Here is a 16806-nt window from a genome sequence, read left to right on the forward strand (position 1 = left end):
CTAGACCGGTTCGAGCACCCACACGGGAATCACCCGCTCGGTCTTCAGCTGGTACTGCTCGTAGTCTGGCCACACGGCGCACGCCCGCTGCCACCACTCGGCGCGCTCGTCGCCCTCGAGCTCACGGGCGCGGTAGTCGCGCTTCACATCCATGTCGTGCAGTTCGCAGAGCGGGTGAGCAGTCAGGTTGTGGTGCCAGACCGGGTGCTTCGGCGCGCCCCCCATCGAGGCGACGACCGCGTAGTGCCCCTCGTGCTCGACGCGCATGAGGGCAGTCTTGCGCAGCTTGCGGGTCTTGGCGCCGAGAGTCGTGAGCACGATGATCTTTCTGCCCCGCAGATCGTTGCCCTCCTGGCCGTTCGTGCGCTCGTAGAGCTCGGCCTGCTCTCGAGCCCACTGCGATGTGCTGGGTGCGTATTCTCCTGTCAAAGGCATGATTCGAGGCTAACCCGCTTGCGGCGCCTGGCGTGTCGCGCCCGAGCGGCGTATCGTCGGCTCTCGAACGTATCTTCGAGTGCAAGACGTCACCACTGCGCCGGGCCGGAGCGCGCGTACCGCGAAAGTGAGACAGCCGTGCCGGCCCCCGCCCATCGATCAACCGACCATGACCACTGCGCCGAGCCCCCTGCGATCGTGTGGGCCGACGAGACCGGAACCCCGATTCGCCTCGTCTGGAGCGGGGTGCGATGGCGCGTGAGCGACCGGCCGACCGTCATCACCGAGCCAGTGCCATGGTGGGCGAGCCTCGACCCAGACGGCTCTGAGGTCGAGCATGCGCCGCGGCACTGCAGCGGCTGGCGGTTTCAGGCGACCGCCGAAGACGGGCGTAGCCACGTCTTCGACGTTCGCGACGACGCAGACGCGAATCGATGGATCGTCGTCAAGGTCTACGAGTAGGCCGCGTCACCCGCGTTCGATGAGGTGCGAGAGCTCAGCGATGAAGCGCGTGAAGTCGGTCGAATCGCGAACGAGCTCGGTGACGTCTCGTCGAGTGGCGAACACCTCGATGAACTGATCGAAGAGCGGCTGAAACCGTGCTCGTCCCTCTGCGCTGAACGCGATGAACGCGATCACCGACACCCGCGCTTCTCCCCACGCGATCGGCGACGCCGAGAGTGCGATGGCGATCGCCGTCTTCTCTGCCGTCAGCCCCATGGCGTGCGGCACGGCGAGCGCTTCAGTGAAGGCCGTCGACGACATGCGTTCGCGTTCGAGTGCCGCGGTCACGTAGGCATCATCGATGATGCCTGCGTCGACGAGAGCTGAGCCCATGCCGCGAATGATCGACTCGGGGTCGTCGCCAGGCGGAGTCGTGAAGAACAGTGCGGGGTCGAAGTACTCGACCAGCTCGTCGGCGATGCGCGCGCGTCGGCGCTGCCGCCGCACGCGAGAGACGGCGAGACGAATCGCGTCGATGTCGTCATCCGTGAGAAACGGCTGCACCACGACGACGCCGTCGCGCAGCGCCACTGTCGGAATCGTCGAGATGACGAGGTCGCTCGTGAGCTCGCGCGGGTCGACGTCGGTGCGTGTCACCACGAACTCGACGCTGACCTCTGACCCCAGTTCGCGCTCGACCCTGGTGCGCAGAATCGCATGCAGGTCGTAGTAGCTCGGGCAGACGATCGTGCACGACACCCGCTCTTCGCGCCGAGAGACCCGCTCGAGATGCGACCCCAGGTGCAGGGCGATGTACGAGATCTCGTCGTCGTCGACGGTGATGCCGCGCTCTCTCTGCACGATCGACGCGATGTAGACGGCGATGTCGAAGATGAGCGGGTATGAGCTCTTGATCGACCGTGTCAGCGGGTTTCGGGTGTGTGCGTTCTCTCGCGCGCGCGCCACCAGATTGCCCAAGTGGATCGCAAGTCGAGTGATGAAGGCCTCGTCGCGAAAGTCGACGACGTACTCCTCGAGCACGAGATCGACGATGCGCCTCACCGTGGCGACGTCGTCGCCGTCGACGGCGGTCTCGCCCGCGGGCCCGTTGCCGGGGGCGATCACTCGTGTGATGAGCAATCGGGCGAGGTAGTCGGTGTCGGCCTCGGTCAGCTCGACCTCGAACTGCTCACGCGTGAGACGGTCGAGAATGTCGACGATCGGCCGGTGACGCTCGGGCACCGTCGTCGTCTCAGAATCGGGCAGGTGCTGATCTCGCCGCGCGCGGTCGACAGCGATGGCGACGTGCAGAATGACCGCGTCGATGCCGTACTCATTGATGAAGAATCCGGCAGCGTCGAGTGCGTCGATGAGTTCAGTCTTGAACGAGCCGAGGCCGCCGAGGCCGAACTCGCTCTCGATCTGCTCAAGGTCGAGCATGCCTTGCGTGCTCTCGCTCTGCACGAGGGCGCTGAGCAGCCGCCGCCGAGCCCCTTCGCTGCCGGTCAAGCGAACCGTGCTGCCCCGCCGTTCGAGCGTGGCCCCAGCATCGTCGATGAGGGCCTTGGCCTTGCGCAGATCGGCCTCGATCGTCGACTCGCTCACGTAGAGGCTGTCGGCGAGCCCGTGCACGTCGATGCCGAGCTGAGACTCGGTCAAGCGTCGAATCAGGTGGTGCACGCGGTCTTGCGGAGTCTCGGCCGCGGCCCCCCGCTCACGACTCTCTGAGAGAAAGCTGGCGTACTGCTCGCGGTTGAGGCGATAGCCGGCGGTCGAGGCGGCAACGATCGCCCTGGGGTGCGCGGCCGACTTCGCCGCCGCGACATAGCTGCGCACCGAGCGCGTCGTCACACCGAGCTGCTCAGCCAGCTCGGTCGCGGTGACCCAGTCGTCTGCCTGAAACAAGAGTTCCAGCATCCGCTCATATTTGTCGGCCATGTCGCTTGTCACTGTAGACGAGGGCTTCACCGCATGGGTTCTTCCGCAGGGTGGGAAGCAGGTCTAGTGGTGGCGTCTCGCGTGCTGCACGAGAGTGGAATCCACCACCGCTCCACCGACGAACCACGGCTCGAGATGACCGCAAGGAGGCGATCATGACCCGCACTGCGGCGATCGTCTGCGGCGCCGGCGTGTCGAGCACATTTCTCGCGCGAGCGGTGCGCGAACTCGTGGCGCAGCACCGACTCGACTGGAACATCGAGCCTTTGGCCGAAGACCAGGTGGGCTCGCGTGCGGGCGAGCTCTCGATGGTGCTCGTCGGCCATCACCTCGCCCACCGGTTCGACGAGGTCAGCACGAGCCTCGCGCCGAGCGGCATCACTGTCATCTGCCTCGAGTCAGACGACCATGCGAGCGCCGCACGCCAGGCACTGACCGCTCTGCTCTCTGTCGACCGCAGCACGACCGTCTCGTAAAGGAAACCCTCATGGCTGAACGCACTCTCACCGTCGCGTCGACGCACGGTCTGCACGCCCGCCCCGCGGCGCTCTTCGTGAAGGCCGTCACCGACTCCGGCTGCACCGTCGAGCTGCAGAAGGGCGAGCGCAAGGTCAACGCCGCGAGCATTCTCGGCGTGGTCTCGCTCGGCATCGAGCACGGCGACGAGGTCGTCGTGCGCGTCGACGGCGACGATGCAGACGCCGTGCTCGACTCGCTCGCGGCCTTTCTCGAGAAAGACCACGACGCATGACCGAACTCGACACTGGCGCTGTCGTGATCCACGGCGTCGGCATCGGCCGGGCGACGACGGTCGGCCCCGTCGTGCGCATGCCTGAGCCCGTCGCCGACCCGGTCGACACTCCGAGCGAACGCGAGCCCGCCGATGAGCTGGCTCGCGCGATGACATCGCTCGCGGCCACTGCTGCGCAATTGCGTGAGCGCGGAGAGAAAGCGGGCGGCACCGCGGCCGAGGTTCTGGATGCTCTCGCGATGATGGCCGAAGACCCAGCCCTCGCGGCAGACGTGCAGCACCGCATCGACGACGGGGCCACGGCCGAGTACGCCATCCATGCCGCCATGGCGACCTTTCGCGACATGCTCGTGACGATGGGGGGCTATCTCGGCGAACGTGCGGGCGACCTCGACGACGTGTCGCGCCGAGCCATCGCTCACCTCAGCGGACTGCCCGCCCCCGGGGTTCCCGAATCGGCGACGCCGTTCGTGCTCGTCGCGCGCGACCTCGCCCCCGCTGACACCGCCACTCTCGATCTCGACCTGGTGCTTGCACTCGTGACGACCGACGGCGGGCCCACGTCGCACACGGCGATCCTCGCCCGCGAGAAGGGCATCACGGCCGTCGTCGGCGCTGCTGAGGCTGCGCGCTTGACCGACGGCGACGTGGTGCTCGTCGATGCCGAGAACGGCACCGTCGAGCTCGACCCCGCTCAAGAGCGCATCGATCTCGCCCTGCAGCGCACGGCGACCCTCGAGGCGATCCGTGCCCAAAGCTCGGGCCCCGGGCGGCTCGCCGACGGCCACTCGGTGCCACTGCTGGCCAACATCGGCTCGGTCGACTCGGCCCGCGAGGCCGTCGCGCGCGGAGCCGAGGGCGTCGGGCTCTTTCGCACAGAGGTGCTGTTTCTGGGCGCGGAGAAAGCCCCGAGCGTCGACCAGCAGCGGCAGACCTACGCAGAGGTGTTCGGGCACTTTCCTGGTCAGAAGGTCGTCGTGCGGGTGCTCGATGCCGGAGCCGACAAGCCGCTCGCCTTTCTCACCGACTCTGGCGAAGAGAACCCGGCCCTGGGCAGGCGCGGCCTGCGGGCGCTCGCCGCGCACGAGCACGTGCTGCGCGACCAGCTCACCGCGCTCGCGCTCGCGGCCTCTGAGACCGAGGCTCACGTGCAGGTGATGGCGCCCATGGTGTCGACTACCGCCGAGGCGCACTACTTCTGCGAGCTCGCTCATGAACTCGGCATCGAGGTGGCGGGTGTCATGGTCGAGGTGCCGTCGTGCGCGATCCTCGCCGATCACGTCGCACCGCGCGTCGACTTCATGAGCATCGGCACCAACGATCTCACTCAATACGTGTTCGCCGCCGACCGCCTGCTCGGCACGGTGGCGAACCTGCAGAACCCGTGGCACCCCGCCGTGCTGCGGCTCATCGAGACGGTCGGGCGAGCCGGCCACGAGCACGACGTGCCGGTCGGCATCTGCGGCGAAGCCGCAGCCGACCCGCTGCTGGCCGTCGTGCTCGTCGGCCTCGGCGCGACGAGCCTCTCGATGTCATCGTCTGCGATCGCCGACGTGCGGGCCGAGCTGGCCATGCACACTCTCGACGACGCCCGCACACTCGCCGCACTCGCCGTGTCGGCCGAGAGCGCCGAAACCGCCCGCCAGGCGGTCGTCAGCGCGAGACCGCATCAGTGATGCACCTCACTCAGCACCACCCCGCCCGTTACACCCCGACAACAAGGAGACACTCATGACGACGACGTCAGCACCCGCGCGATCTTCAGCGCGGGTCAGGGTGCAGAAGTTCGGCACCTTCTTGAGCGGCATGATCATGCCCAACATCGCGGCCTTCATCGCGTGGGGCTTCATCACCGCGTTCTTCATTCCGACCGGCTGGACTCCGAACGAGCAGCTTGCGAGCCTCGTCGGCCCGATGATCATCTACTTGCTGCCCCTGCTCATCGCCAACATGGGCGGTCGCATGATCTACGGCACGCGCGGTGGCGTGGTCGGCACGATCGCGACGATGGGTGTCATCGTCGGAACCGAGATTCCGATGTTCATCGGCGCCATGCTCATGGGCCCCCTCGCTGCTTGGCTCATGAAGAAGGTCGACAGCATCTGGGCGGGCAAGATCAAGGCCGGCTTCGAGATGCTCGTGGACAACTTCTCAGCAGGCATCCTGGGCTTCGCACTCGCCATCGGTGCGTTCTTCGGCATCGCGCCTGTGGTGACGGCCTTCAGCGCCGGGCTCGGAGCAGGAGTCGACTTCCTCATCGTGACGGGCCTGCTGCCCCTCGCCAGCATTCTGGTCGAACCGGCGAAGATCCTCTTCCTCAACAACGCCATCAACCACGGTGTCTTGACGCCGCTCGGCATCGAGCAGGCGGCCGCGAACGGCAAGTCGCTGCTCTTCCTCGTCGAAGCGAACCCCGGTCCGGGCCTCGGCCTGCTGCTGGCGTTCATGTTCTTCGGTGTCGGCATCGCGCGCGCGAGCGCTCCCGGAGCGATCATCATCCAGTTCTTCGGCGGAATCCACGAGATCTACTTCCCGTACGTGCTCATGAAGCCCATCATCGTGCTGTCGGTCATCGCCGGTGGTATGACGGGTGTCGCGACGAACCTGATCTTCGACTCGGGTCTTCGGGCTCCCGCATCACCGGGCAGCATCTTCGCAGTGCTCATTCAGACTGCGAGCGACAGCTACCTCGGCGTCATCCTCTCAGTCGTGCTGTCGGCCGCCGTGACGTTCGTCGTCGCCGCGGTGATCTTGCGGGCGCACCGCAAGCGCGACCTCGCGGCACTCGAGTCGGGTGCTGACGGGTTCGCGTCGGCTGTCGACAAGAACGCCACCCTCAAGGGCGGCGAGAGCCGCGTGGGCGACCTGCTCGGCGGCACGGCGACCACGTCGAAGATCTCGACCGTCGTGTTCGCGTGCGACGCGGGCATGGGCTCGAGCGCCATGGGAGCCACCGTGCTGCGCAAGATGCTGAAAGATGCCGGGGTGACGGGTGTTACCGTCACCAACAAGGCCATCGCCAACCTCGACGAGACGGCAGACTTGGTCATCACCCACCAAGACCTGACGGCTCGGGCGCAGAACCAGGCGCCCCACGCCGAGCACGTGTCGGTCGAGAACTTCATGAGCAGCCCGCAGTACGGGATGGTCGTGGAGCACATCAAGTCTCAGCAGAGCTGAGCGAGCCCGAACAAGAGAGGCCAGGGATTCGCGTGACTACCACCGTATTGACCACCGACCGCATCGTTCTGAACGGCTCAGCGCGCACGCGCGATGAGGCGATTGCCGAATCGGCTCGCCTTCTCGTCGAGGCTGGTGCCGTGAAGGCGGAGTATGAGGCGGCAATGCTCGAGCGCGAATCCCTGGTCTCGACCTTCATGGGCAACGGCCTCGCCATTCCCCATGGAACCAACGAGGCGAAAGAGGCCATCATCGCCTCGGCGATGACCGTCGTCAGATACGACGAGCCACTCGACTGGGACGGCAACCCCGTTCGCGTCGTGGCGGCCATCGCCGGCAAAGATGGCGGGCACATGGCCGTTCTCTCGGCATTGGCTCTCGTCTTCAGCGACGACTCGGCCGTCAAGCAGCTGCTCGCGGCCGAGTCGCCGCAGCAGGTGCTCGACCTGCTCGGCGACGTCAACGACGCCGCATGACCGCCGTGCACTTCGGCGCCGGCAACATCGGGCGCGGATTCATCGGCCTGCTGCTGCACGAGGCCGGGCACGATCTGGTGTTCGTCGATGTGAACGCCCCCCTCATCGCGGCGATCCAAGCGGCCGACAGCTACCGCGTGATCGAGATCGGCTCAGGAGGCCGCGAGCAGACCGTCACAGGGTTCACCGCCATCGACAGCGCGGCCGATCGAGACGCGGCGGTCGCTGCCGTCGCGACGGCAGACATTGCGACAACTGCCGTGGGCCCGAGCGTGCTGCGGTTCATCGCGCCGGTCATCGCCGACGCCCTGCGTCTTCGGGCGACGGATGCTGCACCGCTGATCGTCATGGCCTGCGAGAACGCCCTGCAGGCCACCGACCAGTTGCGCGCCGACATCGTCGCCCAGCTCGCCGATGCTCCCGAGGCGCTCGAGCGTGCGATCTTCGCGAACACGGCGGTCGACCGCATCGTGCCGACCGCCGATGCGGCCGGGGGCCTCGACGTGCGCGTCGAGCCGTTCTGCGAGTGGGCGATCGAGGTGGCACCGTTCGGCGAGGCTGTTCCGAGCATTCCGGGAGCGCACTTCGTCGACGACCTCGCAGCGTCGATCGAGCGCAAGCTCTTCACGGTGAACACGGGCCACGCCACGTGCGCCTACCTGGGTCGGGCCGCCGGTTACGAGTTCGTGCACGAGGCCGTCGCCGACGTGCAGGTTCGCGCGGCGGTCGAGGCGGCTCTGCGCGAGACCTCGCAGCTGCTCGTCACCCGCCACGGCTTCGACGCAGAGGTGCAAGACGCCTATCGCGAGACGGTTCTCAGCCGATTCGCCAACGCTGCACTCGTCGACCCGGTGACGCGCGTCGGTCGTCAGCCTCTGCGCAAGCTCTCGCGCCACGAACGCTTCATGTCGCCCGCAGCGGCGCTCGCCGAGCTCGGCACGACCCCGGTGGCCCTGCTGGCCGCCGTCGGCGCGGCCCTGCGCTTCAGAGTCGACGACGATACCGAGAGCATCGAGCTCGCCGACCTGCTGACGACGCAGAGCCCTGAGCAGGTGATCGGCCCGGTCATGGGCATCGAGCCGCAGCACCCGCTATTCGACGCGCTGCTCGCCGTCGTCAGCGCTGCCGCCGACGACGCTCGCGGCTGACGTCGATCGCGTGCGCCGTGCGCGACGCACGATGAGCAGAATCACGAGCCCCAGCACGCCGAGCAGCACGAGCCACGGCAGCAGCACGCCGAGCAGCACGAGCAGGCCCGAGCCGAAGGCGACCAACGACTCCCAGCCCGCGACGAGGCCGGTGACGAACGTGTCGGGCTCGGTCACCGGCGCCACCTTGCGCGAACCGAGCACGAGTGTGATCGTCGACAACCCGACCTGGTCTGACAGGTAGCGCTGCTGGGCCTCGAGGCTCTCGAGCTCGGCCTGCCGGTTGCTGATCGCCGTCTCGAGGGCGATGAGGTCTTCGACCGAGGCGGCCGCGTCTTGCAGCGCGAGCAGTCGAGTGATGGACGAGCGCAGGGCCGTCACGCGGGCATCGACGTCTTGCACCTCACGGGTGACGTCAGACGAGCTCAACTGCAGCTCTTCGACCTCGCCGAGCTCGCGCAGTCGATCGAGTGTGGCCGTGAGGCGATCGGCGGGAATCCGCAGGGTCAGTTGCGCCCCTCCGGCATCGCCGCGGTTGGGGGCGAACTCTTGTCGGGCGTCGACCCGGCCGCCGGCGGCCTCGGTGATCGCGACTGCTTCGGTCGCCGACTCGAGCGGAGCATCCACCGTCACATACAGGTACCCGGTAGTGATGACCGAGCGGTCGTCGGCGAGCTCGCGCGACGAATCTTCGCCCGCCTCGCTGAAGACGGGTGCTTGCGGCAGGCCGCCGCCGTCGCTGCTCATGTCGTAATCAGGCATGCTCTCGGTGCTGCCAGAGGCGGCGCAGCCGCTCAGCAGCAGGCCTGCGAGGGCGAGGGCGGGCAGTGCGTAACGAGGGCGCAGTGTGGTCATGGCGCTCACGCTAGACCGCTGATCGCGCGTGCCACCACCCAACGTTTTCGGCCGAAATGTGATCGTGACCTGAGATGTGGCCGTGAGAAGCCAGAGTTCTGGGCGGGAATGCCCCCGCGGCCCCCACCGGTCTCGATAGGTTCGTGGAAGTTCCTGAGCGACTAGGGGTGGACGCGAAGGGATGGGGGGCCGGCATCGCTGGCCCCCCTTTCTCAACTCTGCAATCTCCAGTGGTCGCCGAGGAGCATCCGTCATAATCGGGCCATGGGCGTGCTCGACTGGCTGAAACGGGATGCCCCGCTCTTGCATGTCGCCGGCGACACCGGCAGCGGCCCCGTCGTCGTCATGATCCACGGCATCGCGTCGTCGTCGGTGACCTTTCAGAACCTCGTGCCCCTGCTCGAGCCGAACCACCGGTGCATCACCATCGACATACTCGGCTTCGGCGAATCGCCAGCACCTGAGGGGGCCACCTACACCCTCGACGAGCATGCGGCCGCGCTGCACCGCACCATCAAGAGCCTGAAGCTGCCTGAGCCGTTCGTGCTCGTCGGCCACTCGCTCGGCAGTCTCATCGCGGCGCGCTACGCGGCGACCCACCGACGAGAACTGTCGCGGCTCGTGCTCGTCAGCTCACCCATCTACCTGCCGCCCAGCCTCATGGGCGACCGCGTCGACCGCGCCAGCATGGGGGCATACTTCAGCGCGTACGAGTTTCTGCGCAGCAACCGCGACTTCACGGTGCGCAGCGCAGCGGCGCTCGCCGCTCTCGCCCCCATCAAAGGCGTGCTCGATCTCACCGACACCAACTGGAATCCATTCATGCTGTCGCTGCAGAACGCCATCGAGTCGCAGACCACGCTCACCGACCTGGCCCGCGTGCGCGTGCCGGTCGACCTCGTCTACGGGGCGCTCGACCCGTTTCTCGCCCCCGGCGGCATCGCCATCGTCGAGCAGCTGCGGCACGTCACCTCGCACCGCGTGCCCGGCAACGCCCACGTGCTGCGCTCGAAGCTCGCCGACGCCGTCGCGCGCGTCATCGACGACCCCTCAGCGTCAGAGAGCTGAGGGTCACCGCACGGGGCTCCGACCGCGCGGCTCTAGGGTTGAGAGCATGAAGACTGCACAACTCGGCCGCACCGGCGCCACCGTCTCGACACTCGGCCTCGGAACCTGGCAGCTCGGCGCCGACTGGGGCGACGTGAGCGAGAAAGATGCCCACGCGGTGCTCGACGCGGCCGTCGAGTCAGGCGTCACCATCTTCGACACGGCAGACGTCTATGGCGATGGCCGTAGCGAGTCGATCATCGGCTCGTACCTGCGCGAGCATCCTGATGCCGGCATTTTCGTCGCCACCAAGATGGGCCGCCGACTGCCGCAAGAGCCTGAGAACTACTCGACCGAGAACTTTCGCGCCTGGAACGAGCGCAGCCTGCGCAACCTCGGCGTCGACACGCTCGACCTCGTGCAGCTGCACTGCCCGCCGACCGCCGTCTACTCGATCGATCGCGTCTACGACGACCTCGACCAGCTCGTCGCCGAGGGCAAGATTCGTCACTACGGTGTGAGCGTCGAGACATCGGCCCAGGCGCTCACCGCCATCGCTCGACCGAATGTGGCGACCGTGCAGATCGTGCTCAACGCGTTTCGGCTCAAGCCGCTCGACGAGGTGCTGCCCGCCGCGCAGGCCGCCGGCGTCGGCATCATCGCTCGAGTGCCCCTCGCATCAGGGCTGCTGAGCGGCCGGTACACGAGCGACACCGTCTTCGCCGCCAACGACCACCGCACCTACAACCGCGATGGCTCGAAGTTCGACATCGGCGAGACCTTCGCAGGCGTTGACTTCGAGACCGGGGTCGAGGCGGCGAGAGAGTTCTCGGCGCTCGCCGCCGAGCACGATCTTGCCCCCGCGACGGCCGCGCTCGCCTGGCTGGCACAGCTGCCCGGGGTGAGCACCGTGATTCCCGGTGCACGCACGCCCGAGCAGGCGCGAGACAACGCTGCCGCCGGTGACGTGGCAGACCTGGGCGCAGAGTTTCACGCTCGCGTGGTCGACCTCTACGACCGCTACTTCAGGGCTGCGGTGCACGAGCGCTGGTAGCTTCTCGCCTATGAACGACGGCGCCTCAGCCCCGACTGCGCGGCGCGGCCTCGGCCGCACATTCGCGAATGTCTTCACCGCGAATCTGGCCTCGAGCCTCGGCGACGGCATCGCTCGAACAGCCTCCCCGCTGCTGGCCGCTCGCCTGACCGATGACCCCGTGCTCATCGCGGGCGTCGGGGCCATCGCCATGCTGCCGTGGCTCTTCTTCGCCCTGCCCTCAGGAATCGTCATCGACCGCATCGACCGGCGGCTCGCACTCGCGCTCGCCGCCGGGGTGCGCACGGTGCTCGCAGTCGTGCTCGTCGTGCTCGTCGCGTCGAACACGCTCACGATCTGGTGGCTCTTTCTCGTCATCTTCATCTACGGCGCGTGCGAGACGCTCTACGACGGCGCTATTCGTGCCGTCGTGCCGAGCGTCGTGCCCAAGGCGCAGCTCTCGCGGGCGAACGCCCGCATCGAGGGCGCCGAGCTCGTGGTGCAGAACTTCGCCGCAGCGCCCCTCACCTCTGCGCTGTTCGCGATCGCCGTGCTCATTCCGCTCGGCGGGCTCGTGGCGATCTTCGGCATCGCGGTCATTCTCGCCGCCCTCCTGCCGTCGCTCGCATCGGGAAAGCAGTTTCGAACGGCCGATGCGCACGAAGCGGTGCCGTTTCGCCGACAGCTCGTCGACGGCTGGAACTTCATCATGGGCAATCGCATGCTGCGCACCCTGTGGTTCTTCAGCATTCCGGTCGCGCTGCTGTTCTCGGCCTCGAGCGCCACACTCGTGCTCTTCGTGCTGCAGACGCTCGAGATTCCCGAGGCGGGGTTCGGGCTGTTTCTCGTCTCCGGTGCCGTCGGCGGGCTGCTGGGCACGCTCGTGGCGTCTCGACTCGCAGGGCGCTTCAGGCTCGGGCCGGTCATGGCGGCGATGAACCTGCTCTCGGGCATCTTTCTGCTCTTCGTCGGGGTGTTTCCCGTGCCATACATCGCCGTCGTGCTCTTCGCGCTCGGTGCGGCGACCACGACGGTGTGGAACATCTTGATGATGTCGTTGCGCCAATCGATCATTCCGGGTCGACTGCTCGGGCGCGTGCACGGAACCTGGCGAACGCTCTTGTGGGGCAGCATTCCGATCGGCACGATGCTCGGCGGTCTGCTCTCGATCATCGATCTCACCGTGCCGTGGATCGTCGGAGGCGCCGGCATCATCGTTCTCGCTCTCATCTTCTACCGGTTTCTCATGTCTCTGCCCAACCCCGAAGAAGTCGACAACGGCGACGCGCCGCCCGCGACGACCGGCGCTGTGCCGATCGTGCCGACGGCCTGATGGCGGCGACCATGCCATACACCCTCACCCGATATCCCTTTCCGCCCGCGGTGCGGCACTTGCGACTGGCCGCTCGCACGACGCTCGCGCCCGGCTATGTTCGGTTGCGCATGGTCGAAGCGCAGCCCGGCGAGCTCGAAGGGTTCGTCGCCCCTGGCGGCGGCGACCACGTGCGCGTCGTCGTCGGAAGCCCCGAAGGCGGTGCCGTCGACCTCGACAGCGACGGAATCCCGCTCGGTGCATCTCGCACCGAGACGGTGGTCGACCACGACGTCGAGCTGGGCTACCTCGACCTCGATGTGCTCGTGCACGGAGACCCCGGCGCTGAACTCGGCGTCATCGGAGCATGGGCGGCGCGGGCTCCGCTCGGGTCTGCGGCCGTCGTGATGGGACCCAAGGGCTCGGTCGTGCTGGCGGGCGAACCGGGGCACGTCGTGCTCGCCGCAGACGACAGCGCTCTGCCCGCCGTGCGCCGCTACTTGGCCATGCTCGGCCCCGGCATCACCGGAGACCTGCTGCTCGAGACACGGCACGACCCCGCATCGCTCGGCATCGAGCCCGCGCCGGGGCTGCGCGTGAGCATCCTGACCCCCGATGCAGACCGACCGAGCGCGGCGCTCGTCGCCGCACTCGCATCGTTGCCCGCACCCGATGACGCTGCCGAGCGCTTCGTCTTCGCGTGCGGCGAGCAGTCGATCGTCGCACCGGTCCGAGCACTGCTCGGGCGCTGGGGCATCGACGTCGAGCGGGCCGTCGTCAAGGGCTATTGGAGGCGCACGGCCGACTGAGCAGGCTCAGGTTCGGGCGAGCCAGTCGTCGAGCGCCGCGATCGTCGCCTGAGGAGCATCGCGATGCACACTGTGCCCCGCGCCATCGATGACCACCTGCTCGACGAGGCTGTTCGACGCGCGCACCTGCTCGGCGAAGTCGCCGCGGAAGAAGTCGCTCATGGTCGGGTCGGCCGCGATGACGAGCGTGGGGCACGCGAGCTCGGCAACGCGAGCCGCAACATCCCAGTCGGGGTTGTCGAGCACCGCGTGCTGCAACGCGTGCAGCGACGCCGCCCTCGTCGCACGCACCCGCAGCTCGACGTCGAGCGGGTGCCACGACGGATTCTCGGCGCGAGTCGACTCGACCGTCGCGTGCAGGTGAGCGTTGGTCTGGCCGTCAAGAGTGCGGGCGCGCTGGGCGGCGTCCACGGTCAGCGCGGGGTCGAGCAGCACGAGTCGGCCGGCCCACGCAGCGTCATCGGCTGCGGCAACCACGGCCGCGGCAGCGCCGATCGAATGCCCCACGACGAGGTGCCAGCCGGGGGCTGCATCGGGAAGCGTCGCCGACAGGTCGGCGGCGAAGTCGGCGATGCGATAGCGGGATGCTCGCGGAGCCTCACCGTGACCCCGCAGGTCGACGGCCGTCGCCGACCAGCCGCGCTCGGCCAGCGCTTCGCCGAGGCGCCACGTCGTGTGCGCGGACGAGCCGAGGCCGTGCACGAGCAGTGCGCGTCGGTGAGACTCGGGGTCGCCCCAGAGCAGTCTGGGCAGGGTGACGGTCGTCATGCGCCGAGGGTATCGAGATTCAGATCTCGTTCCCACCCAGAACATGCGCCTGAATAGCGATCGCAGCCGCTCCTCGGCACCACACGGTGTCGTCTCCGTCAGTCAATGCCAGCCGCACCTCCCCGGCTCGTGGGTCTCGATGTTCGAGAACGCCGGCTCTGAGTTCGTCTGTTGCATGCGAGATCACATCGATTCCTTCGCCGCCCAGAACGATGACCTCTGCCATCGTCAGGTTGGCGACAGCAGCCACGAGATGACCGAGCATGCGCGCCGTGTAGGCAGCGACACTGCGAAGCCCAGTGTGCTCGTTGCACTGCTCAAGAAACTCCTCGAGCGTCGACGGTCGCCCCAGAACCTCCGAAGCGCGTTGCTCAAGCGCGTACCGCGTCAGGATGCTCATTGCGCAACCACGGTGACCCGAAGGGCACAACGGGCCGAGGGGGTCGAGCGGCCAATGCCCGACGAGTCCAACCGACGAGTCTCGCGTCACGATGACGCGTCGATCCATCACCAGGCCGTAGCCCACGCCTGCACCGATGGTGATGGCGGCGAACTGCGATGTTCCCGCACCTTCTCCGAACCAGTTTTGGTACTCCATGAACGCGGTCACATCGTTCTCGACGAGCGTAGGGGTGTTCGTGTGCGCTTCGACAGCACTCGCGAGATCAACTCCGGTCCACCCCAGGAATGGTGCCGAACTCACCATTCTGTTGTCTGGACTCGTGCCCCCGAGGCCGATGCCGATTCTCACGGGAGTGCTACCCGTGTCATCCACCAGGTCTCGCACGCACTGCGAAATTGTCTCCGCAGCGTCGTCTGCGGCATGCGACGGCAATTCGCGCACGCACGATGCAATGATCTCGGCCCGAAGGTCAGTGAGCACTGCAGAGACTCTGCGGTCGGTCAGCTTGACGCCCACGAAGTACTGATTGCCCGTCGCGACATCGAGAAGCCGAGCCGGCCTGCCAGTTTGCCCGGCGATATGCTCTCCGGTTTCGACGAGCACCCCTTGTTCGATGAGCGGTTGCACCTGACGAGTGAGTGTTGCGGGTGAAAGTTGCAGGGTGCGCGACAGATCAATGCGCGACACAGGGCCATGGAGAAGCACTTCAAGTGCAACTCTGCGCGAGACCCCTCCGGTCGACAGCCAACTCGGTTGATCGTTCGACACCAGCACCTTCTCCTTCCTTCTTTACGCAAGTCAATCAAACTGCGCCGCAGATCGCATCCCGCGGGGGTATTGACGGCTACTTATTTGCACGGCACAATAAACCAACCGCACCAACAGGGTGTGAAACGTGAACAAAGAAGTTCCGACGAAAGGCAATCACGATGAAGTCAGTTATGCGGGCAGGGGTAGCGGTTGTCGCCGTTTCCGTGCTCACGCTCGGTGCGTGCAGCGCCGACAATGCGCCTCAGGCGCCCGATGGAGAGATGTCGGGCACTATCTCTTTCTGGCACGCCTATGCCACCGACTCGCCCGAGGTGAAGACGATCGACGAGATCGTCATTCCCGCGTTCAACGAGCAGTACCCCGACATCGAGGTGCAGGCTCTCGCGGTTCCCTATGACGAGCTTCGGCAGAAGCTGGTCACGGCCGCTGCTGGCGACCAACTTCCTGATCTCGTGCGCGCCGACATCGGCTGGGTCGCCGAACTCGCCAACTTGGGTGTGCTCGTGCCCCTGAGTGCCGAGATGCAGCAGTTCGACGAGTTGGCCTCGACGGTGTACCCGGGCCCGCTCGAGACGAACCGATGGGCAGGTGAGTACTACGGGCTTCCGCTGAGCACGAACACACGAGTCATGCTCTACAGCTCGAGCTTGCTCGGCGAATATGGACTCACGGCGCCTTCCACTATGGACGACATGAACGCCATGGCGGCCACGCTCGCCGAAGACGACATCTTCGTGTTCGCCGACAACGGTGCGGGCGGGTGGAACATTCTTCCGTGGATCTGGAGTGCCGGAGGAGACATCACCGATGCCGATGTGAGTGTTGCAAGCGGCTATATCAACAGCGCTGCGTCGGTGAGGGGCGTCGAAGCACTCGCTTCGCTCTATCAGGCAGGGAACGTGCCGAACGTCATCCTCGGCGATAGTGGCGGACTCGGCCCATGGGAGGGCCTGGAGCAACGCGTGTACGCGACGATCTACGACGGCCCGTGGACCTTCGCATACTTCGGCAACCAGTACCCAGACTTCGATCTGACCAGTGCACCTCTGCCGAGCGGTGCAGGTGGGAGCATTTCGGTCGTCGGCGGCGAAAGCATCGTCATGACGCAGAGCAGTGGCAACAAGCCTGCAGCAGCCGCATTCCTCTCTCACTTGCTCTCAGAAGAGGTGCAACTTGAGATGGCAAGAGTGGGCCAGATTCCTGTGCTCGAGTCACTCGGGGCATCGCTCGTCGATATCAACCCGTACTACGAGCACTTCGTCGAGCAGCTGCAGACCGCACGCGCGCGGCCTGCGACTCCGGCGTGGGCGCAGATCGACGCACTGCTGCAAGCGGAGGTATGGAAGGCGATACGCGGCGAGCTCACCGCTCAAGAAGCGCTCGACCGGGTCGCAGAGGGCGCCGACGCTCTTCTGGCCGAGTACCGCTAGAACTGA

17 protein-coding genes are annotated in these 16806 nt (G+C 66.8%); 12 read left to right on the forward strand and 5 right to left on the reverse strand.

What is annotated here, in order from left to right:
• Positions 1-435, reverse strand: a complete 435-nt coding sequence (locus tag KIT89_RS12940) for a nitroreductase family deazaflavin-dependent oxidoreductase (RefSeq protein ID WP_297602269.1) — start codon at positions 433-435, stop codon at positions 1-3.
• Positions 436-573: 138 nt separating this feature from the next.
• On the opposite strand from KIT89_RS12940, the gene KIT89_RS12945 reads away from it, so the two are divergent.
• Positions 574-897 (forward strand): hypothetical protein, encoded by a 324-nt coding sequence (locus KIT89_RS12945; protein WP_297602271.1) that lies wholly within the window; start codon positions 574-576, stop codon positions 895-897.
• Between the two features lie 6 nt (positions 898-903).
• On the opposite strand, the gene KIT89_RS12950 is transcribed toward KIT89_RS12945, so the two are convergent.
• Entirely contained in the window at positions 904-2817 is a 1914-nt protein-coding gene (locus KIT89_RS12950) for a BglG family transcription antiterminator (protein ID WP_297602273.1), read from the reverse strand.
• Between the two features lie 155 nt (positions 2818-2972).
• On the opposite strand from KIT89_RS12950, the gene KIT89_RS12955 reads away from it, so the two are divergent.
• The 6 genes from KIT89_RS12955 to KIT89_RS12980 are packed head-to-tail and all read left to right on the forward strand — an operon-like array spanning position 2973 to position 8372.
• Positions 2973-3293: a hypothetical protein gene (locus KIT89_RS12955; protein WP_297602275.1), complete on the forward strand. Its 321-nt coding sequence runs from the start codon at positions 2973-2975 to the stop codon at positions 3291-3293.
• 11 nt (positions 3294-3304) lie between these two features.
• Positions 3305-3568 (forward strand): HPr family phosphocarrier protein, encoded by a 264-nt coding sequence (locus KIT89_RS12960; protein WP_297602277.1) that lies wholly within the window; start codon positions 3305-3307, stop codon positions 3566-3568.
• The gene (ptsP, locus tag KIT89_RS12965; protein WP_297602279.1) at positions 3565-5244 is read left to right on the forward strand and encodes a phosphoenolpyruvate--protein phosphotransferase; all 1680 of its coding nucleotides are present in this window, start codon (positions 3565-3567) and stop codon (positions 5242-5244) included. Before KIT89_RS12960 ends, ptsP begins: the two co-directional genes overlap by 4 nt.
• Before the next feature lie 55 nt (positions 5245-5299).
• Complete coding sequence (locus KIT89_RS12970; RefSeq protein ID WP_297602281.1) at positions 5300-6748, forward strand: PTS mannitol transporter subunit IICB; 1449 nt, start codon at positions 5300-5302, stop codon at positions 6746-6748.
• Positions 6749-6780: 32 nt separating this feature from the next.
• A complete protein-coding gene (locus KIT89_RS12975; RefSeq protein WP_297602283.1) occupies positions 6781-7224 on the forward strand; it encodes a PTS sugar transporter subunit IIA in 444 nt (147 codons plus the stop codon).
• The gene (locus tag KIT89_RS12980; RefSeq protein WP_297602285.1) at positions 7221-8372 is read left to right on the forward strand and encodes a mannitol-1-phosphate 5-dehydrogenase; all 1152 of its coding nucleotides are present in this window, start codon (positions 7221-7223) and stop codon (positions 8370-8372) included. Before KIT89_RS12975 ends, KIT89_RS12980 begins: the two co-directional genes overlap by 4 nt.
• On the opposite strand, the gene KIT89_RS12985 is transcribed toward KIT89_RS12980, so the two are convergent.
• Positions 8316-9227, reverse strand: a complete 912-nt coding sequence (locus KIT89_RS12985) for a DUF4349 domain-containing protein (RefSeq protein WP_297602287.1) — start codon at positions 9225-9227, stop codon at positions 8316-8318. The genes KIT89_RS12980 and KIT89_RS12985 overlap by 57 nt on opposite strands.
• Before the next feature lie 264 nt (positions 9228-9491).
• Here KIT89_RS12985 and KIT89_RS12990 point away from each other — a divergent pair, with 264 nt between their 5' ends.
• From KIT89_RS12990 to KIT89_RS13005, 4 genes are read left to right on the forward strand one after another with little or no spacing between them, the layout of a single operon-like run.
• The gene (locus tag KIT89_RS12990; protein WP_297602289.1) at positions 9492-10295 is read left to right on the forward strand and encodes an alpha/beta fold hydrolase; all 804 of its coding nucleotides are present in this window, start codon (positions 9492-9494) and stop codon (positions 10293-10295) included.
• Positions 10296-10341: 46 nt separating this feature from the next.
• Positions 10342-11328 (forward strand): aldo/keto reductase, encoded by a 987-nt coding sequence (locus KIT89_RS12995; RefSeq protein ID WP_297602291.1) that lies wholly within the window; start codon positions 10342-10344, stop codon positions 11326-11328.
• Between the two features lie 10 nt (positions 11329-11338).
• Positions 11339-12640, forward strand: coding sequence for an MFS transporter (locus tag KIT89_RS13000; RefSeq protein WP_297602293.1), 1302 nt, complete (start codon positions 11339-11341; stop codon positions 12638-12640).
• A gap of 11 nt (positions 12641-12651) precedes the next feature.
• Positions 12652-13428 (forward strand): siderophore-interacting protein, encoded by a 777-nt coding sequence (locus KIT89_RS13005; protein WP_297602295.1) that lies wholly within the window; start codon positions 12652-12654, stop codon positions 13426-13428.
• Between the two features lie 6 nt (positions 13429-13434).
• On the opposite strand, the gene KIT89_RS13010 is transcribed toward KIT89_RS13005, so the two are convergent.
• Together KIT89_RS13010 and KIT89_RS13015 are read right to left on the reverse strand one after the other, a co-directional pair.
• Positions 13435-14196 (reverse strand): alpha/beta hydrolase, encoded by a 762-nt coding sequence (locus KIT89_RS13010; RefSeq protein ID WP_297602297.1) that lies wholly within the window; start codon positions 14194-14196, stop codon positions 13435-13437.
• 19 nt (positions 14197-14215) lie between these two features.
• Positions 14216-15286, reverse strand: coding sequence for an ROK family protein (locus KIT89_RS13015; protein ID WP_297602299.1), 1071 nt, complete (start codon positions 15284-15286; stop codon positions 14216-14218).
• A gap of 344 nt (positions 15287-15630) precedes the next feature.
• Between KIT89_RS13015 and KIT89_RS13020 the strand changes: the two genes are divergently transcribed.
• Positions 15631-16800 (forward strand): extracellular solute-binding protein, encoded by a 1170-nt coding sequence (locus tag KIT89_RS13020; RefSeq protein WP_297602301.1) that lies wholly within the window; start codon positions 15631-15633, stop codon positions 16798-16800.
• The last annotated feature ends 6 nt before the right edge of the window (positions 16801-16806 follow it).

The organism is Microcella sp. (genome assembly GCF_025808395.1).
In the GTDB taxonomy this organism is placed as follows: Bacteria; Actinomycetota; Actinomycetes; order Actinomycetales; family Microbacteriaceae; genus Microcella.